At 69.3% G+C, this 22,161-nt stretch carries 20 protein-coding genes and 1 riboswitch; of the genes, 5 read left to right on the top strand and 15 right to left on the bottom strand.

Going from position 1 to position 22,161, the window contains the following annotated elements; genetic code table 11:
- Window positions 1-93: 93 nt before the first annotated feature.
- From AB0H71_RS14980 to AB0H71_RS14940, 9 genes are all read right to left on the bottom strand, one after another.
- Window positions 94-1,530 carry a cell division protein FtsK gene (locus AB0H71_RS14980; RefSeq protein WP_357020035.1) on the bottom strand — a complete coding sequence of 479 codons (1,437 nt, stop codon included), beginning with the start codon at window positions 1,528-1,530 and terminating at the stop codon, window positions 94-96.
- A gap of 171 nt (window positions 1,531-1,701) precedes the next feature.
- Window positions 1,702-2,181 carry a hypothetical protein gene (locus AB0H71_RS14975; RefSeq protein ID WP_357020032.1) on the bottom strand — a complete coding sequence of 160 codons (480 nt, stop codon included), beginning with the start codon at window positions 2,179-2,181 and terminating at the stop codon, window positions 1,702-1,704.
- A 1,084-nt stretch (window positions 2,182-3,265) separates the two neighbouring features.
- Entirely contained in the window at window positions 3,266-4,141 is an 876-nt protein-coding gene (locus tag AB0H71_RS14970; protein ID WP_357020029.1) for an SAM-dependent methyltransferase, read from the bottom strand.
- 434 nt (window positions 4,142-4,575) lie between these two features.
- Complete coding sequence (locus AB0H71_RS14965) at window positions 4,576-5,031, bottom strand: hypothetical protein (RefSeq protein ID WP_357020026.1); 456 nt, start codon at window positions 5,029-5,031, stop codon at window positions 4,576-4,578.
- 307 nt (window positions 5,032-5,338) lie between these two features.
- A complete protein-coding gene (locus AB0H71_RS14960) occupies window positions 5,339-6,517 on the bottom strand; it encodes a helix-turn-helix domain-containing protein (protein ID WP_357020023.1) in 1,179 nt (392 codons plus the stop codon).
- An 841-nt stretch (window positions 6,518-7,358) separates the two neighbouring features.
- A complete protein-coding gene (locus AB0H71_RS14955) occupies window positions 7,359-8,501 on the bottom strand; it encodes a thiolase family protein (RefSeq protein ID WP_357020020.1) in 1,143 nt (380 codons plus the stop codon).
- Between the two features lie 10 nt (window positions 8,502-8,511).
- Window positions 8,512-8,931 (bottom strand): OB-fold domain-containing protein, encoded by a 420-nt coding sequence (locus AB0H71_RS14950; RefSeq protein WP_357020017.1) that lies wholly within the window; start codon window positions 8,929-8,931, stop codon window positions 8,512-8,514.
- A 224-nt stretch (window positions 8,932-9,155) separates the two neighbouring features.
- Window positions 9,156-9,479 (bottom strand): hypothetical protein, encoded by a 324-nt coding sequence (locus AB0H71_RS14945; protein ID WP_357020015.1) that lies wholly within the window; start codon window positions 9,477-9,479, stop codon window positions 9,156-9,158.
- Between the two features lie 105 nt (window positions 9,480-9,584).
- Window positions 9,585-10,643: an alpha/beta hydrolase gene (locus AB0H71_RS14940; protein ID WP_357020012.1), complete on the bottom strand. Its 1,059-nt coding sequence runs from the start codon at window positions 10,641-10,643 to the stop codon at window positions 9,585-9,587.
- A gap of 249 nt (window positions 10,644-10,892) precedes the next feature.
- Here AB0H71_RS14940 and AB0H71_RS14935 point away from each other — a divergent pair, with 249 nt between their 5' ends.
- Window positions 10,893-11,309, top strand: coding sequence for a DUF2752 domain-containing protein (locus AB0H71_RS14935; RefSeq protein ID WP_357020009.1), 417 nt, complete (start codon window positions 10,893-10,895; stop codon window positions 11,307-11,309).
- 33 nt (window positions 11,310-11,342) lie between these two features.
- Window positions 11,343-11,531 carry a hypothetical protein gene (locus AB0H71_RS14930; RefSeq protein ID WP_357020006.1) on the top strand — a complete coding sequence of 63 codons (189 nt, stop codon included), beginning with the start codon at window positions 11,343-11,345 and terminating at the stop codon, window positions 11,529-11,531.
- Here AB0H71_RS14930 and AB0H71_RS14925 read toward each other — a convergent pair.
- Together AB0H71_RS14925 and AB0H71_RS14920 are read right to left on the bottom strand one after the other, a co-directional pair.
- Window positions 11,516-12,865, bottom strand: a complete 1,350-nt coding sequence (locus AB0H71_RS14925; protein WP_357020003.1) for a M1 family metallopeptidase — start codon at window positions 12,863-12,865, stop codon at window positions 11,516-11,518. The genes AB0H71_RS14930 and AB0H71_RS14925 overlap by 16 nt on opposite strands.
- Window positions 12,865-16,812 (bottom strand): Pls/PosA family non-ribosomal peptide synthetase, encoded by a 3,948-nt coding sequence (locus AB0H71_RS14920; RefSeq protein ID WP_357020000.1) that lies wholly within the window; start codon window positions 16,810-16,812, stop codon window positions 12,865-12,867. The genes AB0H71_RS14925 and AB0H71_RS14920 overlap by 1 nt, the downstream gene beginning before the upstream one ends.
- 265 nt (window positions 16,813-17,077) lie before the next feature.
- A riboswitch (SAM riboswitch) is annotated at window positions 17,078-17,191 on the top strand.
- Window positions 17,192-17,236: 45 nt separating this feature from the next.
- Between AB0H71_RS14920 and AB0H71_RS14915 the strand changes: the two genes are divergently transcribed.
- Window positions 17,237-18,553 (top strand): aminotransferase class V-fold PLP-dependent enzyme, encoded by a 1,317-nt coding sequence (locus AB0H71_RS14915; protein ID WP_357019997.1) that lies wholly within the window; start codon window positions 17,237-17,239, stop codon window positions 18,551-18,553.
- A 285-nt stretch (window positions 18,554-18,838) separates the two neighbouring features.
- On the opposite strand, the gene AB0H71_RS14910 is transcribed toward AB0H71_RS14915, so the two are convergent.
- The 3 genes from AB0H71_RS14910 to AB0H71_RS14900 all read right to left on the bottom strand — a co-directional run bounded on the left by AB0H71_RS14910 (window position 18,839) and on the right by AB0H71_RS14900 (window position 20,256).
- Entirely contained in the window at window positions 18,839-19,303 is a 465-nt protein-coding gene (locus AB0H71_RS14910; RefSeq protein WP_357020415.1) for a flavin reductase family protein, read from the bottom strand.
- Between the two features lie 71 nt (window positions 19,304-19,374).
- A complete protein-coding gene (locus tag AB0H71_RS14905; protein WP_357019994.1) occupies window positions 19,375-19,851 on the bottom strand; it encodes a YbaK/EbsC family protein in 477 nt (158 codons plus the stop codon).
- 84 nt (window positions 19,852-19,935) lie between these two features.
- Window positions 19,936-20,256 (bottom strand): 2-oxo-4-hydroxy-4-carboxy-5-ureidoimidazoline decarboxylase, encoded by a 321-nt coding sequence (locus tag AB0H71_RS14900; protein ID WP_357019992.1) that lies wholly within the window; start codon window positions 20,254-20,256, stop codon window positions 19,936-19,938.
- Between the two features lie 120 nt (window positions 20,257-20,376).
- Between AB0H71_RS14900 and AB0H71_RS14895 the strand changes: the two genes are divergently transcribed.
- Both AB0H71_RS14895 and AB0H71_RS14890 read left to right on the top strand, forming a co-directional pair.
- Window positions 20,377-21,198, top strand: coding sequence for a crotonase/enoyl-CoA hydratase family protein (locus tag AB0H71_RS14895; protein ID WP_357019990.1), 822 nt, complete (start codon window positions 20,377-20,379; stop codon window positions 21,196-21,198).
- 111 nt (window positions 21,199-21,309) lie between these two features.
- Window positions 21,310-21,558 carry a hypothetical protein gene (locus AB0H71_RS14890; RefSeq protein ID WP_067648029.1) on the top strand — a complete coding sequence of 83 codons (249 nt, stop codon included), beginning with the start codon at window positions 21,310-21,312 and terminating at the stop codon, window positions 21,556-21,558.
- 91 nt (window positions 21,559-21,649) lie between these two features.
- Here AB0H71_RS14890 and AB0H71_RS14885 read toward each other — a convergent pair whose 3' ends face one another.
- Entirely contained in the window at window positions 21,650-22,141 is a 492-nt protein-coding gene (locus AB0H71_RS14885) for an inorganic diphosphatase (protein ID WP_357019987.1), read from the bottom strand.
- Window positions 22,142-22,161 lie beyond the last annotated feature (20 nt).

Below are 22,161 nucleotides of genomic sequence, written 5' to 3'. Positions count from 1 at the left end.
TGCTCAAATGCGCTGTCGCATATTAGGTTTCGTGGGGCGCTCAGTGTGCGCCGCAGGCATTGCCGAGGTATCTGTTTCTCAGGGTAGCGAGTATCAGCCGAGCAGTGGTTTGCCCGAGGTGTCGAGACCGTCGCCCCGGTCGGCGGGCTGGTAGGTGCGCATGATCCACCGGATATCCTCGTCGTCCACCCAGTAGGCCCGCACGCGCACGATGTCGGTCGAGGACTCCTGTTCGACGTAGCCGACGCCGGGGGTGTCCTCGGGAATCTCGTCGCACAGTGCGCCCCGGTCACGCCCGGTCTGGCCGAACACCATGTTGGGCTGTGTCGGCTCGGCCATGCGCAGCCCGATCCGGTACGGGTAGAGCTGGCGCTGTTCGAGCACGTCCTTGCTGGGGTCTTGCAGGCTGCCCAGCAGGGGGACCGCCATCGCGCGGGACTGGGTGAGCACGATCCCCATGTAGCGCAGGATCGCGTCCTTGATCTTGCGATCGGAGTAGTAGGCGGTCAGGCTCGCCGCCTCGTCCACGATCACCAACACCAGCGGCTCGGCCGGGGTCGGGGTGAGCTTGCGGGCGAACCGGTCCATGTAGAGCTGCCCGCGCGCCTGGACCAGCTCGGCGGCGTCCTTGAAGATCGACAACGCCTGTTCACCGTTGTCGTAGGCGAAGCGGGCGAACCAGTGCCGGGCGGCCCCGAACTCGGCCCCGCCCTTGGGATCGACCACCCACAACACCACCGAGCCGTCCCGGATCGCGGGTCCGAGCGCGGCGATCAGCGACCAGATCACCGACCCCTTACCCGAGCCCATCATCCCGGCCACGAGGATCTGATTGCCGAGCAGCTTGATCCGCCACGGCTTGCCCAGCTCGGTCACCCCGACCTCCAGCGCTGTCAGGTCGCAGCTCGCAGGCTCCACGCGCGGCAGCGGAATCGGCTCGGTGAGGATGTCGGTGTGGATGATCTCGAGCCGCACGAACCCGGATTTCGTCGCGGTGCGAACCCGGACCCCGATCGCGCCGAAGGCGTTGCGTAGCGCGTCGGTCTGCTTGGCCCAGTGAGCAACGGTCTGCCCGCCGACCATCTTGATCAGCAGCTCATCGGCCACATCCCCGATCGTCACCTTGGACAATGCCGGGGTGAGCACCTTGGTGTTCAGGATCGTGTTCAGCCCCGCCAGCGCGGTCAGCGAATCCCAACGTGCCCGGTAGCGCTTCCACGCCAGCCACCGCGACCGCGCCCGGCCCCACACCCAGCGCCGCCAGCTGCCGGGCCACCAGGCCCACCACATCACCCACGCGGCTACCGCCCCGATCGAGACCGCGGTTCCGGCCGGCCAGCCCAGGAACCGCCACGCGGCACCAGCCGCGACCAGTGGAAACGTCAGCATCGGGAACAGCACCGCCCACCACAGCGCGATCAGCGCCAGGCGGAGCAGCAGCATCAGCAACTCCATGAGCAGATCGGCAACACCGTCGAACAAGGTGTTGTTGCCCGCCGGGGGCTTCTCATAGTCCGCTGTACGTGCCATCAGCGGCCACCTTCCTTCCTTGTCGTTGTTCGATTGCGAAATGTGTTGTCATGCAACTCATTTGATCCCTTCTGTGTTGAAGGTCTTCCGGGTGCCCCCACCGGCCGAGACCGCGTGAACGCCGCAGCGCTCTGTGACGGTCTCGGCCGGTGGAAGGCATGTCCCGGCCGCTCAGGCCGTCTTGCTCGCCGAGCCCGAGCCCGAGGCGGACGCCGAGCCCGAAGGCTTGCCCGACGAGCCCGGAGCCGGGGCGTAACCGGTCGCCCAGTACGACCAGCCGAGAGTCCTGAACTGACCCGAGATCTTCAGTCGGGGCTGCACGGTCATCCCGGTCAGCGCGATCCTGTACATATCCGGGTCGGCATCAGCAGCCATCAGCGGCACCGGTTCGGTGTCAGACAGGATCAGCACCGGGAAACTCGCCTTGTCACGCTCGAGCAGTGGATCGATCACGGTGATCTGCCACACCAGCAGCCCCGTCTGCTCGTCGTGCTCCTGCGGCAACACGCGGTCACGGGCATCGGTCCAAGGCCGCTTGATCTCGACCGGCCCGGACTGGTAGAGCCCGCGCGGGAAGTACTCCGCGAACTCGACCGGGAACCGGTGCCGACGCCGCTTGTCGAACAGCCTCTTCTTTTCTTCGGGAGTCAAAGGCTCCACGATGTACCTCACTTCAGAAGATGGATCGATAGGTGGAAAGCCCGCACGATGCGGGAACGCGCTCCGTGCGCGCGGATGAGGGCGGATCAGCCCTGCGGGAGGCCCCCGACCTCCACCGCAACCTGCACATTCAGGCCCCGGACACCAGCCGACACACCGACGTCGATTTGTGAGATTCGGCATCAAGGTGAGCGCGTGACCACACAAAATGTGCGGATGAACTACTCTGGACAACGCAGAGACCTCGGTTTCTGCTCACGAATGAGGTAGGGGATTCAGACGCTCGGCAGGGTGACAGCCCATATGCCTGGCGTTTTCTATTTCGTTCGCAGGCTGTCCCCTCGTTGGCGCGAGGGGGCAGCCGATCGAACGTGGCGTCGCTCAGCCGCTTTCGATGTTCATCGGTACCTCCGTTTCTCGGGGTGTGATCGGTGTTCGGTGTCGAGCTGCTACCGTTCCGGCTTCGCGGCTCCTGTGGTGCCCGGTTCCACACTCGCTGTGCGGAACCCGAATCACCGGGCGCGAGACCGGTTTCCCGATCCCGGCAGCAGGTCAACCTTTCAGGCTACCCGCGCCAGAACCGACCCCCCTGGTCCGGCAGGTCCAGTCCATCCCCGTCACTCCTCGAACCGGAGTGTCCGCCGTGGCGGTGATGATCAGAATCCGCCATCCATCGTGCCCGCTGAATCCGACAAAGCAAGCGCCGCCCCTCTTGTCGTTGACACCGTCACACTCCCCGCGCGAGTCATAGGCAATCCGCATCGCACGAAGGGGGGTGCAAAATTGTTCTCGCGTGCGTCGTGAGCGTCCTTCGCTGAACTGCGGCGATAGCGATTGTTGAAGCTAAAACCGGCCCTTGATAGCAGGAAAAGGCAAGTACCTTACCCGTCATCGCGAAACACTCCCACACTGGGTGTGTATGTCGAAGATCACAGCCGCTTTAGCACGCCAACTACAGTAGGTAGTAGGCATACCGTCGGATACACGAAACCCCCGGAGCCGAAATCGGAATCGGTCCGGGGGCTGCGTGCCGCCCACTCTGCGGGAGGTTCAGAGGGGCGAAACCAGGGGGGCGTCAGAGAACGCGGGCCACTCCCGCGTACATCGAGTTCCGCGCGTCACGGCGTCGCTCCAACGTGACCAGAAGCGGCCCCGTGCGCGGCGCTGCGGACGCATCGGTCACCGACGACTGCACCGGACCAGCTCGAGGACGCCAGCGGTCCGGGGTAGTGATGCCCGGTGCGATCAGCTCCCGGCCCTCGAAGAAGCGAGCGAACTCCTCCCGCGTGCGCGCCCGGACCCCGATCCCGTGCTCTTCGTAGACCTCCACAACCGCGCCGATCGCCTTCGCGTCGAAATCGGCCGTCAGGTGAGTAGTGCTCAGATACGACCCCGGTGCCAACGCATCCGTAACCGCGTCCACGATCGCGTATGGCTCGTCACCGCTACCGAGTAGGGGAAGAATCCCGATCAGCGACACCGCCACCGGCTGCGAGAAGTCCAGTACCCCGGACCCCCGCACGGTCCGCATCATGGCGACGGGATCGCGGGCATCGGCCTCGAGGACTTCCACCCGCCCCTGCTCGGTCCCGCACAGCAGCGCACGAGCATGGGCGAGCACCACCACATCGTTATCGACATGGACCACCCGCGCCGCCGGATTCACCTCCTGGGCGACCTCGTGCAGGTCCGGCTTCTCCGGGATGCCCACACCGATATCGAGGAACTGGGAAACGCCAGCCTCGGCCAGGTAGCGAGTCGAGCAGACCATGAAATTCCGATTCGCCCGCGCAGCCTGCGCCGCCGACGGAAACGCCTGCTCCACTCTCGCGGCGGCGGCCTGGTCCATGTGGTAGTTGTCCTTGCCGCCGAGCAGCCGGTTATACACCCGCGCACTCTGCGCACGATTGACATCGAAACCGGCAGCCTCGAAGCTGTCCCAACCGCCCACCACAACCACCCCTATCTACGAATCATCGAAAAAGGAAGCAACACAACACAATCGGCTACCGAAGGCCCTGGAAGGTCGGCCTGCCCCCGGCGCAAGCCGACCTCCCCGCACCCCACATAGGGCCAAATCTCAGGAAAGAAAACAGAACAACCAGGCCCGGCTACGGGTACTTGCTCGGGACCAGCGCAGCCCAGAGCAACACCGCCAGGGGAAGACCTATCGCCAGGCTCCACCCCGCCAACCCGCTCACGCCGACCCCGCTCGCGTGATCGCCAACTCGACATCGATCAGCGCCCCCGACTCGAGCACCTTGCCGGTCGCGTCGACCAGCTCCCACCCCCACGGCGGACTCTTACGAGCACGGACCTGCCACCCGTACCCCGATGCTTTCTCCCGCGCGACTGCCGCCCGCTCATCCCTCGACAGAGCCGTCATCACGCACCCCGCCGGACCGGTGTCGCCACATCATCGACGATCCGAACCCCGCTCCAACCGCACTCGGCGAACGTGGTCGGATTCACGTGCGCGACCAACCGGCCATCCACAATCCGCGCCCTGACCAGACACGCCGTCCCAGGGCAATCCACACTCCGCAACGAACCGCCCGAAGGCTCGAACGTGAGCACCGTGGCCTGAGACGCATAGATCCACGGCCCCCGCGACAACTCACGCGCACTCGCCCAATGCGACATCACGCCCTGAATCAGCTCCGCGGGCATCCCCAGCGCCAAGCCGCCCGCCAGACTCGGCCAGCCGGGAAACTCCCGCACCGCCCCATTCGCTGCCACAACCGAGACCAGCCGCAGCACGCCGAAATCATCGAACCACCGAACCGCCTGCCCGCCCTCGAACTGAGTGGTGAACGGCACTTGAGACCGGATCGCGTTCATGAGCCGGCCTCCGGCCGATCCATCTGTCGTAGCGCGCCCAACACCCGATACATCAGATGCAGCCGCGCCAGCACCTCCAGCGGCCTACCTGGCACCGATACACGCGGTGCCGGTTTCGCCGTTCTTTTGGGTAGCGCAGACATAGGTTCCCCTCCTGTTCCGATGGCGGTCCCCGCCGCCGGAGACCTCACGTCATTCCGGAAGCGGGAACCGACCACAGATTTTCAGGAGGGGAACGGGTCGGGTATGGCACAACCAAACCCGACCCGACAGAACTAACAGAAACGACTGAATCCGTTGTGCTGAATCAGTATTCGAGGTTCACGAAGTCTGCCAGTTCGCGCATGTCTTCGGTGAGGGTCCGCCGTTCGGTCACGATCGTTCCGAGGATGTCACGCGCGTACCGCTGCTGAGCCAGCCATTCCGGCGCGATGGAGCGAACGTCACGCAGCACGCCGACAGCGTCACCGAACTGGCGAAGCTGGGCATGTGCGTGCGCGATGTCCAAACGGTGCCGAAGCCGAGGTGCCGAAGTAGGCGCGAGGATGGCCGTCGGCAGTCCCTCTGCGATCGCCAGGGCTTGTGACGGCTGCTCCGAAATCACAGCGCACTCAGCAGTGATCTGCGCGACCGTCACCGGCCCGAACGGGCGGTTGGGGTTCGGGTCGTAGAGGACTTCACGTCCGATCCGCGCAGCCGCAGCACGCGCGAGCGACAACGCCTCATCGGTAGCGCCGGGAGTGTTGTCCCGCACTCCCACATTCGCCACGTACAACCACAATCGACCCCACAAGGCCAGTTGGCTCGGCGTCGCCGTAGAGAAGCGCGGTTCGATGTCATCCGCCCACTTCACAGCCAAGCTTTGCGCGGCAGCAAGATCACCTTGCCGCAAGAACGACCACACCCCGGCGTTCACTGCTCCAACCGCGATGCCACGCTCCGGGGCAACATCGATCGCCTGAGCGACCGTCATGGCCGCGATGTCGAACTGCCGATTCTGCACCAGCATCCACGCAGTGAGATTGAGCAATCGCGCACGGATGGCCCGGCCTTCATGACCTTCCAGCGTCTCGGCGTCGGCGAGAAGACCCGGCAGTACCGCCGCGATGTCCCGGTATCGGTGAGCATCCACCAGCGCCATCAGCGCCCGATAGGCAGCGTCCACAGCCTCATTGGTCGGCACGTCGTCATCTTCGGGACGTTCCGGGGGAGCGACGAGTGCCCGTCTCACCGGCTCCCACAGCTCCGATGTCTCCACGCTCGCGTGTTCGGTGTCAGTCGCCCCGTTCGGTTGCAGGTCCGAGGTACGGCACCGCAGAGCGATTGCGAGCTGCCGCAGGGTCGCCAAGCGAACGCCCTGGTGCTCCATCTGCTCCAGCTGCCGAATGCGGGAAACACTCAGCCCGGAGAGGTCCGCGAGTTCCTGTTGCGTCAGAGCCCGGCGCTTCCGCACGGACTTCAAACGCTGCCCCAGCTCAGCCGTCATATCTTCTAGGCTACGCGCGTTCGATCACCTGTCCACAGCCCGAATGCTCGATCTGTAGCCGGATTCGGGAACCTCTGAACCCTGCGGCTCCCGTGCCTAGGTGTGCCTGCCGGGAGCGGTGCTCGTCCGTCGCACCCTGATCATTCGCGGAAGAGTTCGCGAGGGTGCGCAGGGTTGATGAGCTGTAGGCAGAGAGTGAATGAGGAAGGACCGGAGTATCAGAAGAAGAGGAAGAGGAGGAAGAAGAAGGATAGAAACCGGATAAGGCAGATGAGTAAGAAAGAATTGCCGAATTATTCTCTACAGGATCAAGGCGCGGCAAAGCCGCGCCGCCCAGGGTGCTCCGTCCTCGCTCCGCTCCGGGCGGGCACCCTGGGCGCGGACCACAGGGTCAGGGACTCCGAACCACCACACCCGAGCTGACCCCAGCCCATCGAAGAGGCAGGCAGTCGTCGGAGATGACATACGAGCTGCCGCACCCCTCCGGGGCTTGCCACCCGGCTCCGTGCTGATCGATAGCTGACGCGCTCAAGACCCCGGTGTGTCGTGCGATCGACACGCCGGGGGAGCCCCCAGAATCCTCCAACTAAGTCCCAACAAATTCCCTGCGCGTGCCCGACACTCGAACATGTCTTCGATCGTCTCAAGTAGTCGAAAATGGTCGTCTGAGCTGGTCAGATGTTGCCGCAGTGGATCCGACAGTATCCCTTAGACGTGTCTGAGTAGTCGTGAGATTTCGCACTGAAAAGGTCAGGAGTTCGATTCTCCTAGGCGGCTCCACAGTTCAAAGGCCCTTTCCGAGGAATTCGGAAAGGGCCTTTCTGCACTGCGGGAATGGAACTCAGGTGCTCAGCACCGATGCGGCCGCGGTGCCCGGAGCACCGTAGACCTGCGCGAACCCCACCTTGGGATTACCGGGCACCTGCCGATCCCCGGCCGTCCCGCGCAACTGCTGCACGATCTCGTACACCTGCCGGATTCCGGACGCCCCGATCGGCTCACCGTTGGCGATCAACCCCCCGTCGGTGTTGACCGGCAGCCGGCCGCCGATCTCGGTCGCCCCCTCGGCGAGCAGCTTCTCCTGCTCCCCGTCCTTGCAGAACCCGTTCTCCGCCATGTGGATGACCTCGGCGCCGGCGTCGGTGTCCTGCAACTGGATGACGTCGACGTCCTCCGGGCCGATGCCCGCCGTCTCGAAGGCGGCCTGGGAGGCGTAGACGGTGGGCGAGACGTCCTCGTCGATCGCGGCCCAGGTGCTGTGCACCTCGTAGGCGCCGTAGCGGCGGGTGCGGATCGCGCTGGAGCGCAGGTAGATCGGCTTGGTGGTGTAGCGGGCGGCGAGGTCGCCGCGGCACATGATGACCGCCGCCGCGCCCTCGTCGGGGGAGCAGAACATGTACTGGGTGAGGGGGTAATTGAGCATGGTCGAGTTGAGGATGTCGTCCTCGGAGATCGACTTGCGCCGGAAGGCATTGGGGTTGAGCGCGCCGTTGCGGAAGTTCTTGGCGGCGACCTTGGCGAGGGTGCGCTGCGAGATGCCGTGCTCGTGGATGTAGCGGTTGGCCTTGATGCCGAAGAACTGGGTGGTCACGAACTGGCCGTTCTCGGCGTACCAGGAGGGGAGGCCGAGTTTGGCGGGGTCGTCGGTGAAGGCGCCGCGGGGGTGCTTGTCCATGCCGACGGCGATGCCGATGTCGTAGCGGCCGGAGCGGATGGCCTCGGCGGTCTGCTCGATCGAGCTGGCGGCGGTGGCGCAGGCGTTGAACACATTGGTGAAGGGGATGCCGGTGAGGCCGACCAGGCGGGTGACGGCATCGGGGTTGCTCACCTCGTAGCTGCCGCCGAAGCCGAACTGAATGTCCTTCCACTGCACCCCGGCGTCGGCGAGCGCGAGCTGGATGGCCTCGGCGCCGAGTTCGATGGCGGTCTTCGGGAAGCGGCCGAACGGGTGCAGCCCCACGCCGATGATGGCGACGTCGTTCATCTGGATCTCCTCACTGAACCGGCTGGAAGGCGCAGGTCATGACTTCTTCGCCGGCGTCGTCGACGTACAGCGGCACGAAGGTCAGCTCGACGTCCATGCCGAAGCGCAGCACCTCGGGGTCGGACTCGGTGAGCCGCGTCTCGACCCGCACGTCGTCGCCGAGCTGGACCAGCCCGACGCCGAAGGGCTGGAAGTTGTCGGCGTTCTCCTTGCCCGCGTAGGGCAGCTTCGGCACGAAGCCCTGGGTGGTCCAGGCGATCAGGGTGCCGGTGCGGGGCAGCAGCAGGTCGGCCATCTCCGGGCCGCTGCACCGCGGGCAGCGCGACTGCCGCGGCCAGGTGGTGGCGGCGCAGGTGCCGCACCGGCTGCCGATCAGCTGCGGGTTGTCCTCGGGCCAGGTCGAGACCTCTGCCGCAAGCGCTTTGGCCATGCGTAGTCCTCCTTGTGAGAATTATATTCTCATTTTGGAACTACAGATTTCCATGGAGGGGCTGTGCAGTCAACATGCTGTTGCGTTTGCGCTGGTGTAGGCGAGGTTACGGGCTGGTTGTCATGAGAATTACATTCTCGGGACAGGCGCTGGGGGTGGTGCCGAGTTGCTCGGTGAAGCGGGGGGTGAGGGTATGGCTGCCCGGGCGACGAGGTCGCGCACCGTCAGCCGCAGCAGAACGGGTCGTCGCAGGGCTGGCCGGCCTCGCTGCCGTAGACGGTGAAATCGCGCAGCGGGGCGAGCGCGCGCCGGACCGATCGGCGCCCCAGCCTGCGCAATCCGGTGCTGAGCCCGGCCCAGGCGGCGGGGACCTCGGTGAAATCGAAGCGGACTTGCCCGTCCACGAAGAGCGTGTACAGCTCGTGGTCCGGGAACGGGTTCCGGCGCACGACCCACCAGGAGCCGTCCACCTCGGCGGCCACCGGGAAGCGGTACTCGCCGGTGCGCGCCCAGCGGGCCGCGATCTCAGCTTCGGGGAAGTATGCCATCGGTTCTGTCGGCTCGAGCGGGCATGGGTACGACGCGCACCGGCGCATACCGGTGGCCGATCTGGACGACCGTGCGGAGGCGGCGGCCGGGGGCTGGAACGAAAGTCAGCCCGCCACCGCGGTGACCCCGCGGGAAACTCCCGCCATGCGGGCGATCTCGGCGTTGAACCGCTCGGCCTCCTCGACATTCCCGAGGTGCCCGGTCGGCCACACCTGATAGTCGACTGTCCCGCCCGCCTTGACGATGTGCTGCACGATCGGCCGGGAGAGCCGCTCGGGCAGCAGCTTGTCGTGCTCACCGGCGATCACGGTGGTGGGCACCGCGGCGAGGTGCGCGGCGGCTTCGCCGAGGTCGAGTTCGGCGAGCGCGGCGGCGTGCAGGCCGCGGGAGAGCGGACGGCAGGAGCGGACGACGCCGAGCGCGAAGGAGACCTGCTCGTCGGTGGCGCGGGCAGTCATTACGCGGTGCTTGAGCGCGAGCCCGACCGGCCAGACGTCCGGCACCGGTACCGGGGCGAAGAGCAGCGCCTCGGCGAAGAACATGGGCATCCGGACGGCGGCGCCGAGCAGGGTGAGCGGGTTGCCGCCCACCGAGAGCTGCTTGTTCAGCAGCGGCAGCAGGTCGGTCTCGTTCTTGATGTCCTTGGATGCGGTATTGGCCAGGATGACGCCGGCCGCGCGCCGCGCGACCTGCTCGGGGTAGCGCTGGGCCCAGGCCTGGATGGTGATGCCGCCCATGCTGTGCCCGACCAGGAGCGCCTTCTGGCCCGGCCGCAGCGTGGCGTCGAGCACGGTGGCGAGGTCGTCGGCGAGGGTCTCGCCGCTGGGGGCGATCCGGCCGAGGCCGCTGTCGCCGTGGCCGCGCTGATCGTAGGAGATCACCCGGAAGTTCTCGGCGAAGGCGTTGATCTGCGGATTCCAGTACTCGATGCAGCAGCTCCAGCCGTGGATCAGCACGATGGCGTCGGCTTCGGCGGGGCCGTAGGCGTGCACCCGGAGCTTCGCGCCGTCCACGGTGGTGACCGGGAAGACGTCGGGCTCGGCCGCGGGGCGGTTCAGCGAGGCGGAGCCGTAGGTGCGCGAGCGCAGCCCGGCGCGGTAGGCGGCGGTGAGAGGTTCGGAACCGCGGAGCCCGGCGACCGTCCGCATCGACTTGACCAGCATGCGAGCACACTCCTTTGTGTCTACCGCCACACCATACGCTGCAAGCAAGGTGCTTGCCAGAGCAAGCGCCCCACTGTGGAAATCCTTGCTCGTCCAGCGTTTATACCCGGAATTCAGCGCCTCATCCGTGTTTTGGACGGGGGATATATTGCGCACGATGCAAGCCGGTCTTTTGTGAGATCCGTCCAAAACCGTCGGCCCGTTACGGTAAGCGGTCAGCGGGTACCCGGTGCGCTACCGTTGGACGCTGTGACTACCGCAACCCGGAGCCGCCGCGGCGTGGTCGCGCCGCTGGCCGTCGCGGGCGCCGGAATCGGCGTGGCCGTGCTGCTGCACCTGCGCGATCCGCACGTCGACGGCTCCTACGGGGTGTGCCCGGTCTACGCGCTCACCGGGTGGTACTGCCCCGGCTGCGGCGGGCTGCGCGGCACGAACCTGCTCACCGAGGGCGACCTGCTCGGCTCGCTGCACAGCAATATCCTGGTGCTGCCGCTGGTGCTCGCCTTCGTGCTCTGGGTCGCCGACTGGACGCGCCGGGGCTGGCGCGGCGAGGCGGTGCGGCTGCCGGGGCTGGAGAAGTGGATGCTCTGGGCCTTCCTCGGGCTGCTCGCGGTCTATACGGTGCTGCGCAACTCGCCGTGGGGTGGCTGGCTCACCCCGGTCTAGATTCGCGGAGCCCGTGGCGGGAAGCCAGCGGGTATGAGTGACACGCTGAAAAGCCGGATCCGGGAGAAGCTGGAGCGCCAGCTGGCCGAGGACGGCGCGCCCGATCCGGAGCACGACGACACCAGGCAGAACGCGGTCCGGAGCGACCTCATCGATCTCGAGGCCGTCGCCGACGACGACCCGCTGATCGAGGAGCTCGCCGCCCGCTACCTGGCGCCCTGAACCCGGTCGAGCGGCGGCAGCTGCGGCAGTGCCGGGTTGTGCAGCCAGGCATCCCAGAGCGGGCGCAGCGGGAGCGTGGTGTAGTGCCCGGCCAGGTCGGTGAACTCCTCGGTGATCACCGAGGAGTGCCGGTAGCGGCTGGTCCACTCGCGCAGCAGCGCGAAGAAGGCGCGGTCGCCGAGCTCGAGCCGGAGCGCGTGCAGGGTCAGCGCGCCGCGCTTGTAGACCCGGTCGTCGAACATCCGGGCCGGGCCCGGGTCGCCGACCACGATGTCCTGCGGCTGCCTGGCCAGGTTGTGCCGCGCGGCGCGGGCCATCCGGTCGGCGCCGGGGCCGCCGCACTCCTCGGACCAGAGCCACTCCGCATAGCAGGCGAACCCCTCGTGCAGCCAGATGTCGCGCCACTGCCGGATGGTCACGCTGTTGCCGAACCACTGGTGCGCGAGTTCGTGCGCCACCAGCCGCTCGGCGCTGCGCCTGCCGTCGCAGTGGTTGGCGCCGAAGATGGAGATGCCCTGCGCCTCGATCGGGATCTCCAGCTCGTCGTCGGTGACGACGACGGTGTAGCCGGCGAAGGGGTAGGGGCCGAAGCGCTCGGTGAAGAGCTCCATCATCCGCGGCTGCCTGGCGAAGTCGTGCTCGAAGGCGGCGCGCAGCCGGGTCGGCACGACGGCGTCCATGGGGACGGGGGCGTGCGCGGGGCCGATCCGGTGCCTGCGGTAGGGCCCGATCTGGATGGTGGCCAGGTACCCGGCCATCGGCTCGGGCTGCTCGTAGACCCAGGTGGTCTGGCTGGCCTTGGTCTGCTTGCGCACCAGGGTGCCGTTGGCGAGCGCGTAGTACGGCGAGTCGGTGGTGATCGCGATGCGGTAGCTGGCCTTCGAGCTCGGGTGGTCGTCGCAGGGGAACCAGGAGGCGGCGCCGTTCGGCTGGCTGGCCACGAGCGCGCCCTCGGTGAGCTCCTCCCAGCCGACCTCGCCCCACGGCCCGCGCATCGGCCGCGGCGTGCCGCCGTACTGCACGGTGACGGTGAGCACGCCGCCGGCCGGGATCGTCTGCTGCGGCGTGATCACGAGCTTGTGGTGCTGGTGCACGTAGCGCCCGGCCTTCACGCCGTTCACGAAGACCTTCGTCACCCGCATGGCCTGCGAGAGGTCGAGCGCGAAGCGGTCGCGCACCTCGGTGGTGACGGCGGTGATCACGGCCCGCCCGGTGAGCCGGTTGCCCGCCACCCGGTAGCCGAGCTCCAGTTCGTACCGGGAGACGCGGTAGCCCCGGTTGCCGTTCTGCGGGAGGTACTCGTCGATGGGGGCGTCGTAGAACTTGCCGCCCATCACACCGTCCCGGGGTCGTTCAGGTACCACGGGGCGATCGGGTTGCCCCACCAGCGGGTGGAGGCGGGGACGGTGTCGCCGCGCATCACCAGCGAGGCCGGGCCGACGGTGGCGCCCGCGCCGAGCGTGGCCGCGGGCAGCGCGACGCAGTGCGGGCCGAGGGTGGCGCCCTCCTCGAGCACGACGGTGTCCATCGCCATGATCCGGTCGTGGAAGAGGTGGGTCTGCACCACGCACCCCCGCTCCACCGTCGCGCCGTCACCGAGCGTCACCAGGTCGGCCTCCGGCAGCCAATAGGACTCGCACCATACCCCGCGGCCGATCTTCGCGCCGAGACCGCGCAGCCACAGGATCATCACGGGGGTACCCGTCGCGGCCCGGGCGAACCACGGAGCCGCCACGGTCTCCACGAAGGTGTCGGAGACCTCGTTGCGCCAGACGAACGAGCTCCACAGCGGGTGCTCGTCCTGCCCGATCCGGCCGACCAGCAACCACTTGGCCAGCACCGCGATACCACCGGCGACCGCACCGGCGATCATCAGCACGATGCCGCTGAGCAGCGCCGTCGCCAGGTGCCCGATGCCGCGGGCCAGCGCGGCCAGGGCGAAGAGCACGCCGAGCCCGATGCCGAAGGTGACCAGCACCGGGATCAGCCGGCAGGTCTCCACCGCGGCCCTGGCCAGCCGCAGCCGGGGCGGCGGGTCGAAGGTGCGGGTGGTGTCGGCGCTCTCCGCGGCCCGGCGCAGCCGCACCGGCGGGCTGCCCAGCCAGGACGACCCGGCCTTGGCCTTCGACGGCGCCGCGGAGAGCACCGCGACCAGGCTGTTCTTCGGCACCCGGCGGCCCGGCGCGGTCATCCCGGAGTTGCCGAGGAAGGCGCGCTTGCCCACCTTCGCCTCGCCGATGTGCAGCCAGCCGCCCCCCAGCTCGTAGCTGGCGATCATGGTGTCGTCGGCCAGGAAGGCGCCGTCGGCGACGGTGGTGAACTTGGGCAGCAGCAGCACCGTCGACGCCTCGACGCTCTTGCCGATCTTCGCGCCGAGCAGCCGAAGCCAGATCGGGGTGAGCAGGCTGGCATAGAGCGGGAAGAGGAAGGTGCGCGCGGAGTCGAGCAGCCGCTCGGTGGACCAGGCCTGCCAGCCGACCCGGCTGCGCACCGGGTGATACCCCTCGGTCAGTCCGATGCTGAGCAGCCGCACTGCGACGATGGTGATCGCCGCGTAGACCCCGAGGCTGAGCAGCACGGCGGGCGGGAGCAGCAGGAAGGCGCGGAGCGCGCCCTCGCCGAGCGTGGTGGTGTCGCGGATCATCCAGGCCAGGAAGAGTCCTCCCGCCGCGAGCCCGATGATCGGCACCGAGGCCAGCCCCATCGAGGAGATGCCGAAGATCGCCACCCAGTGCGCGGCCCGGTCCGGGCGCTCGGCGGGCCAGCGGTGCCGCGCCTTGCCGACCTTGCTCGCGGGCGAGCCCGCCCACTCCTGGCCCGCCTTGACCTTCCCGGCCACCGCCGAGCCGGGCGCCACCTCGGCGCCGCGCCCGATCTTGCTACCGGGCAGCAATACCGAGCGGGAGCCGACCACCGCGCCCGCGCCGACCACGATCGGGCCGATGTGCACCACGTCGCCGTCGATCCAGTACCCGGCCAGATCCACCTCGGGCTCGACGCTGCAGCCCTCGCCGAGCTCCAGCATGCCGGTGACCGGCGGCAGGCTGTGCAGGTCGACGCCGGGGCCGATCTTCGCGCCGAGCGCGCGGGCGAAGGGGACCATCCACGGCGCACCGGAGAGGTTCTCCGCGCCGGAGGCCTCGGAGAGCCGGACCGCGGCCCAGAGCCGCAGGTGCACCGAGCCGCCGCGCGGGTAGCTGCCCGGCCGCAGCCCGGCCAGCAGCGTCCGCGCGCCGAGCACGCAGAGCGCCATCCGGCCGGGCGGCGAGATGAAGAGCACGAAGGCGACGAGCGTCCACCACCAGGAGAGCGCGGGCAGCCACGGCAGCGAGCCGGACCACGCCGCCACATTGCCGACGATGGCGAGCCAGGTGAGCCACTGCAGCCCGGTCAGCGTGGTGAGCGGCACGGTCGCGAGCACCTGGGTGAGCTGCGCCGCGCGCGGGGTCGGGCGGACCGTGCGGTCGACGACGGCGACCGCGGGGGTGCTCCCGTCCAGCAGCTCGGCCATGGCGCCGAGCCGCGGGTGGTCGTAGATATCGGCGACGGTGACCGTCGGGTAGCGGTCGCGGAGCGCGGTGACCAGCTGGGCGGCGGCCAGCGAGCCGCCGCCGAGGTCGAAGAAGTCGGCGTCGGGGCCGGTGATCTCGGCGCCGAGGATGGAGTCCCAGATTCCGGCGATCCAGAGCGCGGTGCCGGTGAGCTCGTTCTCCGGGTCGTCCTCGGCGGCGTTCGGCAGCGGCCAGGGCAGGGCGTCGCGGTCGACCTTGCCGGAGGTCCTGGTCGGCATGTCGTCGACGATGGCGAGGCGGGGGACCAGCGGCGCGGGCAGCTGCCCGGCCAGCGCGGCGCGCGCGGCGCGCAGGTCGTAGTCGGTGTCCGGGCCGGTGAGGTAGCCGATCAGGATCTTGTTGCCCGCTTTGGTGGTGCGGATGGCGGCGGCCGCGCCGGTGACGCCGGGCAGGTGCTGCAGCGCGTTGTCGATCTCGCCGAGCTCGATCCGCCTGCCGCCCAGCTTGATCTGGTCGTCGGCGCGGCCGAGGAAGACCAGCCCCGCGCGGTCGTTGCGCACGAGATCGCCGCTGCGGTAGGCGCGCTCCCAGCCGAGCGCGGGCAGCGGGGCGTACTTCTCCGCGTCCTTGGCCGGGTCCAGGTAGCGGGCCAGCCCGACGCCGCCGATCACCAGCTCGCCGGTCTCGCCCTCCGGCACCGGCCGGCCATCGGCGTTCACCACCACCAGGTCCCAGCCGTCCAGCGGGAGCCCGATGCGCACCGGCGGCTCGCCGGTCAGCCGGGCGGCGCAGGCGACGACGGTGGCCTCGGTGGGGCCGTAGGTGTTCCAGACCTCGCGCTCGGTGTCCCGGGCCAGCCGCTCGGCCAGCTCCGGCGGCACCGCCTCGCCGCCGAAGATGAGCATCCGCACGCCATCCAGCGCCTCCGCGGGCCAGGTGGCGGCCAGCGTCGGGACGGTGGAGACCACGGTGATGCCGCGCCGCATGAGCCACGGGCCCAGGTCGGCGCCGGTGCGCACCAGGTCGCGCGGGGCCGGGACCAGGCAGGCGCCATTGCGCCAGGCCAGCCACATCTCCTCGCAGGAGGCGTCGAAGGCGACCGAGAGCCCGGCGAGCACCCGGTCGCCGGGGGCGATCGGGGCATCCGGCAGGAAGAGGCGGGCCTCGGCGTCGACGAAGGCGGCGGCATTGCGGTGCGTCACCGCGACGCCCTTGGGGGTGCCGGTGGAGCCGGAGGTGAAGATGATCCAGGCGTCGTCGTCGGGGGTGGGGAGATCGGCCCAGTCGCTGTCGTCGGCCGCCCCGGCCTCGCGGGTGCCGGGCAGGATGCCGTCGGCGGTGACGATCGCCGCCACCTTCGCCTCGCCGAAGACCAGCTGCGCGCGCTCCTCGGGGTCGTCCGCGTCCACCGGGACGTAGGCCGCGCCGCAGTAGAGCACCGCCAGGATGGTGACGTACAGCTCACGATTGCCAGAAGGTAGCCGAATGCCGACGCGATCGCCGCGCCGCACCCCGGCTTCGGCGAGCCGGTTCATCGCGGTCTCGATCTCGACCACGAGCTCCAGGTAGCTGAGCACCGTCTCGCCGTCGTCGATGGCGGTCGCGTCCGGGAATTCCTGTGCGGTAGCGGTGATGATGTCGACGAGCGTGCGCGGGGGTGCGGCGAGCGCGCCGCGGCGCAGCGGGTCGGGGAGCGTGGCGGTGCCGGGTGGCGCCGAGCCGGGGGCTGCGGAATCGAGTTCCGGCGGATGGAGCTGTGGTCGGACCATGACGTCCCCACCACCTTTCATCGATGTGCCCACGCTTCCCGCTCGTTCTGCCATGTTCGGGTTACCAGCGGGCGAACCCGGCGGCGACCGGTTGTCCACGCTACTCGGCCGCACGGGTATTTGCGCTGGTCGAAGGGGTGCGTCGCTGTTCATCCGGCGTTCACCCCGGCAGTCGTGCCTGGTGGGGCCCGCGCCGGAGCGGGCTGTGATCTTCGCCGGAGCCGCGCTTGACAACCCCGGTGCGGCTTTGTCAGTCTTTTCGCCAGGTCATGAGTACCAGCGTTCAGCCCCGGCTTGCTGGTCGGCAACCCTCCTCCGCGGTGGGGTGCTCCGGGTGACGACCGGGCCGTCGTCCGACCGGACGCGGCAAGCGCGGACTCGACGGCTCCCCCTTTCGCGAGTCCCCGAACGTTGGGATGACGTGATGACCGCTGTTCTCGAACCGACCTGTGCCCCGCTCGCGGCGACCTCCGGCGACACCCTCGCCGTCCCGCTGGTGCAGGGCGGCACCGTCGGCTACGCGAACTTCGACTACGCCGCGAGCGCCCCGGCCCTGGCCGCGGTGACCGAGCGGGTCTCGGCGCTGCTGCCGTACTACGCCAGCGTGCACCGCGGCGCCGGGTACGCCTCGCGGGTCTCCACCGAGTGCTACGAGAGTGCGCGCGGCACCGTCGGCACGTTCTTCGACGCCGCGGACGACCAGGTCACCGTCTTCACCCGCGGGACGACCGACGCGCTGAACCTGCTGGCCCGCTGCGTGCCCGGCGACACCGTGGTGCTCGATATCGAGCACCACGCCAACTTTCTGCCCTGGCTCGCCAACGGGCGCCGGGTGGTGACCGCGGCCGGCACCGTCGCCGAGACGCTGCGCAGGCTGGTCGCCGAGCTGTGCTGCAAGCCGGCCGCGCTGCTCGCCGTCACCGGCGCCTCCAATGTCACCGGGGAGCTGCTTCCGCTGCGCGAGCTGGCCGAGATCGCGCACCGCTGCGGGGCGCGGCTGCTGGTGGACGCGGCGCAACTGGCGCCACACCGGCGGATCTCGCTGCGCGACACCGGGATCGACTACCTGGTGTGCTCGGGGCACAAGCTGTACGCGCCGTTCGGGGCCGGGGTGCTGGTCGGGCGGCGGGACTGGCTGGACGCGGCTCCGCCGTATCTCGCCGGCGGCGGGGCGGTTCGCTCCGTCTCGGTGGCGGAGACCGAGTGGGCCGCGGCGCCGCAGCGGCACGAGGGCGGGTCGCCGAATGTGCTCGGGGCGGCGGCGGTTGCCGCGGCGTGCGAGGCGCTCGCCGCTATCCCGGAGGAGCGGTTCGTGGCGCACGAGCGGGCGCTGACCGAGCGGTTGCGGGACGGGCTGGCCGGGGTGCCGGGGGTTTCGCAGCCGCGGATCTTCGCCGACAGCGGGGAGGGGGTGGGGATCGTGGCGTTCACGGTGGACGGGTTCGCGCCCGGGCACGTTGCCGCGTATCTCTCCGCGGAGCACGGGATCGGGGTACGGGACGGGCGGTTCTGTGCGCATCCGCTGCTCGAGCGGCTGGGGTTGCCCGCCGCGCTGCGGGCCAGTGTGGGCGTCGGGACGACCGTGGAGCACGTGGATCGGCTCATCGCCGCCCTGCACACTCTGGTGCGCGGGGAGTCGGCGTGGTCCTACGCCGCCGAGGGCGGGGCCTGGAGCCCGGTCCCCGAAACCCGCCCCCTCGGCGCCGATGCCTTCGGCGCCGCCCCCTGCGCCGGATTCTGACCCCCATATCGGGGCCGCAAGCGGCCGCCTCGACTCATGTGCGCTTCGAGTCGGACGGAGGGCCGGGTCGGCCGGGTCGGACCATCGCCGAGGTCCGGCCCGGCCGACCATGTCTCCTCGGCCTGTCGGCCTGTCGGCCGGCTGCCGGGCCCCAGGCCGCCTGCGCCGAAGCGCCCACTTGTGTCGTGGCAAACAAGCCGAGGTGGCCGCTCGCGGCCCCGAGATGGGGGAGCGGAGGCGGGCGCTCGGCCCAGCTCTGCCCCGAGATGGGGGACCGGCGTGCGTTCAGCCCAGCTCGGTCGGCTGGTGGTACCGCCCGTCGTAGTAGAGCAGCGGCGCCGCGGGCGACGCCCCTTGCGTCTCGTCGTGCACCCGGGTGACGAGCCCGGCCACGAAGGTGTGGTCGCCGATGGCGAAGCGCTGGTGCACCACCGCCCGCAACCAGAGCGGGGACCCGTGCAGCACCGGCTCCCCCGACTCCAGCTCGGCCCAGAGCGCCGGATCGGCGAACCGCTCGGCGGCGCTGCGCGAGAAGCGCTGCGCCAGCTCCCGCTGATGCGCCCCGAGGAAGTGGATCACTACCGATTCGGCGGCGAGCAGCGCCTCCAGGCTGGACGAGGTGTGCGCGATGTTGAACGACACCAGCGGCGGGTCGAGGGAGAGCGAGGCGAACGAGGTGGCGGTGAAGCCGACCGGGCCGTGCGCGGCCCGCAGCGTCACGATGGTGACGCCGGCCGGGTAGTGCCGCATGGAGGCGCGGTACTGCTCGGCGGTGATGCCGTCGGAACTTGGTGCACTCACAGCAACGAACGTACGCGTGCTCAGCTCATGTCGACCGGTTGTCCGGCGGTGATCCGCACCAGTTCGGTGAACGAGGTGCGGAAGAGCGTGCCCGGATGCCCGCCCGCCGCCCACAGCTGCGGGTGCGCGGCGAGCGCGGTGTCCACCCAGGTGGAGAGGTTGGCCGGGTGCCCGAGCGGCGCCACCCCGCCCGCGGGCTGCCCGGTGACCTCCCTGGTCAGCGCCTCGGGGGCGGGGGTGAGCAGCCCCTCCAGCCGCGCCGAGGTGCTCTCCAGCTGTACCCGGTGCCCACCGCCGACCAGCAGCAGCACCGGTTCGTCGTCCAGGAGGAAGACCTGGGCCTCGACGATGGCGCCCGGGTCGACGCCGAGTGCGCGCGCGGCGTCCTCGGCGGTATCGATGGGTTCGGGCCGGGTGAGGATCACGCCGTGGTGCCCCCGCGAGATCAGGGTGTCGGAGACCCGGATCGCGCCCGGCGGCAGGCTCGACTTGCGCATGCGACCAGGGTAGGGCCGTAACCCCGGTCCGGGGTCGCGGTTCGGCCGCCGGGCAGTCTCGATGCGGCAGTTGAGGTTCCGCGCTCAGTACTCGGGGTAGCCCCCCTCGGGGCCGAGCATCCGCTCGATCCGCGCCGAAACGATCTTGGCCAGCGTCTCGACGGTGTGATCGCCGCAGGCCTCGTGCACCACGGTGTCGAAGGCGCGCTCCAGATCGCCCGGCGAGAGCGCGAGCAGCTCCAGCTCGACGGCATTGTGCAGGTCGTCGTGGTCGCGGTAGGGCCGCCCCGCGCTGATCCTGGCCGCCCAGGTGACGCAGCAGCAGCACTCGAAGAGGGCGTGCACCGCGCGGCCGTTCGGCATGGCGTTGAAGCGGTCGAGCCCGATTCCCTGATGCATGAGCATGGCGACCTCCGAGGGGCGAGAGGACCATCATCGGCTCCGCCGCACCGCGGAGACCAGCACCGGAGCCCGGAATTTGCACAAGCTTTACAAGCGGCGGCACCGCCTCGATACGCTGTACAAATGACTGATTGGCAGGCCTTCACGGTCGAGACGAAGGACCAGGTCGCCCAGGTGACGCTCACCGGGCCGGGCAAGGGCAACGCCATGGGCCCGGATTTCTGGCGGGAGCTCCCGGAGATCTTCGACGGCCTCGCCGCCGACCCCGAGGTCCGCGCCATCGTGCTGACCGGCTCCGGCAAGCACTTCTCCTACGGGCTCGACCTGCCCGCGATGGCCGGATCCTTCGGCCCGCTCATGGGCGATCGCGCGCTGGCCGCGCCGCGCACCACCTTCCTGCACGAGATCCGCACCATGCAGGCGTCGATCACCGCGGTCGCGAACTGCGGCAAGCCGGTGATCGCCGCGGTCTCCGGCTGGTGCATCGGCGGTGGGCTCGACCTGATCGCCGCCGCCGACATCCGCTACGCCAGCGCCGAGGCCAAGTTCAGCCTGCGCGAGGCCAAGGTGGCGATCGTGGCCGATGTCGGCTCGCTGCAGCGGCTGCCCGCGGTGATCTCCGAGGGGCACCTGCGCGAGCTCGCCTTCACCGGCAAGGACATCGACGCCGCCCGCGCGGAGCGGATCGGCCTGGTCAACGAGGTCTTCCCGGACCAGGCGGCGGTGCTGGAGGCGGCGCACGCGGTGGCCCGCGAGATCGCGGCCAACCCGCCGCTGGTGGTGCAGGGCGTCAAGGACGTGCTCAACGAGCGGCTCACCGCCGAGGTGGCGGCCGGGCTGCGCTACGTCTCCGCGTGGAACGCCGCGTTCCTGCCGTCGGACGATCTCACCGAGGCCATCCAGGCCGTCTTCGAGAAGCGCGAGCCTCGCTTCCAGGGTCGGTAGAGGGTCGCCCCAGGGGTGGGTGTCACCACCCCTAGGGGTGGCTGTACCAGGGGTTTTCCGCTCGTAATGTTCCTGTCGACAGCAAGAAGCAACATCGACAGGAGCAACGAAATGCGAATCAAGTCCTTCGCCATGGCCGGCCTGCTGGCTGCCGCCGCCGTCGCCGGGGTGTCGACGGCGGCGACCGCCTCCGCCGCGCCCGAGTACCGCACCGTCGAGACCATCTGGGTCGGCACCTACTCCACCTACGCCGCCTGCTCGGCCGATGGCGAGTACGGCCCGGCGCACCCGGACTGGAAGTACTACGAGTGCGTCCTCAACTACGACGGCGAGTGGGATCTGTACTACTCCACCTGGTGACCCGGCCGGCCTCCCCTCCACCGGCCAGGCACCGCATGCGAAGGGCGGGAAGTCCGAATCCATCGGACTTCCCGCCCTTCGGCGCGTGCGGTCAGTGCCCGCCGCTGTCCTGCAACCGCTTCAGCGAGGCCTGCACCTCGGCCTCGGCCTCGGCGCGGCCGACCCACTCCGAGCCCTTGACGAACTTGCCCGGCTCCAGATCCTTGTACCGCTCGAAGAAGTGCTTGATCGCGGCCAGCTCGAACTCCGGCACGTCCTGGAGATCCTGGATGTGGTCCCAGCGCGGGTCGCCCGCGGGTACCGCGAGGATCTTGTCGTCGCCGCCGGCCTCGTCGGTCATCCGGTACATGGCGACCGGCCGCGCCTCGACGATCACGCCCGGGAAGACCGACTCGGGCAGCAGCACCAGCGCGTCCAGCGGGTCGCCGTCCTCACCGAGGGTGTTCTCGATGAAGCCGTAGTCGGCCGGGTAGGCCATGGAGGTGTAGAGGTAGCGGTCCAGCTTGACCCGCCCGGACTCGTGGTCCACCTCGTACTTGTTCCGGGAACCCTTGGGAATCTCGATGGTGACGTCGAACTCCACGCCATCTCCTTCATCGGTCG

The sequence above is a fragment of the Nocardia sp. NPDC050697 genome (assembly GCF_040654395.1).
GTDB lineage: Bacteria > Actinomycetota > Actinomycetes > Mycobacteriales > Mycobacteriaceae > Nocardia.
Note: the sequence above shows the minus strand (reverse complement) of the source record. Positions and strands in the feature narration are given on the sequence as shown.

Excerpts from the sequence above, each read along its gene's own strand:
- AB0H71_RS14950 (WP_357020017.1), bottom strand. The coding sequence starts at position 8,931 with ATGGCCAAAGCGCTTGCGGCAGAGGTCTCGACCTGGCCCGAGGACAAC.
- AB0H71_RS14965 (WP_357020026.1), bottom strand. The coding sequence starts at position 5,031 with ATGAACGCGATCCGGTCTCAAGTGCCGTTCACCACTCAGTTCGAGGGC.
- AB0H71_RS14955 (WP_357020020.1), bottom strand. The coding sequence starts at position 8,501 with ATGAACGACGTCGCCATCATCGGCGTGGGGCTGCACCCGTTCGGCCGC.
- AB0H71_RS14890 (WP_067648029.1), top strand. The coding sequence starts at position 21,310 with ATGCGAATCAAGTCCTTCGCCATGGCCGGCCTGCTGGCTGCCGCCGCC.
- AB0H71_RS14905 (WP_357019994.1), bottom strand. The coding sequence starts at position 19,851 with ATGCGCAAGTCGAGCCTGCCGCCGGGCGCGATCCGGGTCTCCGACACC.
- AB0H71_RS14900 (WP_357019992.1), bottom strand. The coding sequence starts at position 20,256 with ATGCTCATGCATCAGGGAATCGGGCTCGACCGCTTCAACGCCATGCCG.
- AB0H71_RS14930 (WP_357020006.1), top strand. The coding sequence starts at position 11,343 with ATGAGTGACACGCTGAAAAGCCGGATCCGGGAGAAGCTGGAGCGCCAG.
- AB0H71_RS14895 (WP_357019990.1), top strand. The coding sequence starts at position 20,377 with ATGACTGATTGGCAGGCCTTCACGGTCGAGACGAAGGACCAGGTCGCC.
- AB0H71_RS14945 (WP_357020015.1), bottom strand. The coding sequence starts at position 9,479 with ATGGCATACTTCCCCGAAGCTGAGATCGCGGCCCGCTGGGCGCGCACC.
- AB0H71_RS14910 (WP_357020415.1), bottom strand. The coding sequence starts at position 19,303 with ATGCGGCACTACCCGGCCGGCGTCACCATCGTGACGCTGCGGGCCGCG.
- AB0H71_RS14925 (WP_357020003.1), bottom strand. The coding sequence starts at position 12,865 with ATGGGCGGCAAGTTCTACGACGCCCCCATCGACGAGTACCTCCCGCAG.
- AB0H71_RS14920 (WP_357020000.1), bottom strand. The coding sequence starts at position 16,812 with ATGGTCCGACCACAGCTCCATCCGCCGGAACTCGATTCCGCAGCCCCC.
- AB0H71_RS14915 (WP_357019997.1), top strand. The coding sequence starts at position 17,237 with ATGACCGCTGTTCTCGAACCGACCTGTGCCCCGCTCGCGGCGACCTCC.
- AB0H71_RS14940 (WP_357020012.1), bottom strand. The coding sequence starts at position 10,643 with ATGCTGGTCAAGTCGATGCGGACGGTCGCCGGGCTCCGCGGTTCCGAA.
- AB0H71_RS14960 (WP_357020023.1), bottom strand. The coding sequence starts at position 6,517 with ATGACGGCTGAGCTGGGGCAGCGTTTGAAGTCCGTGCGGAAGCGCCGG.
- AB0H71_RS14980 (WP_357020035.1), bottom strand. The coding sequence starts at position 1,530 with ATGGCACGTACAGCGGACTATGAGAAGCCCCCGGCGGGCAACAACACC.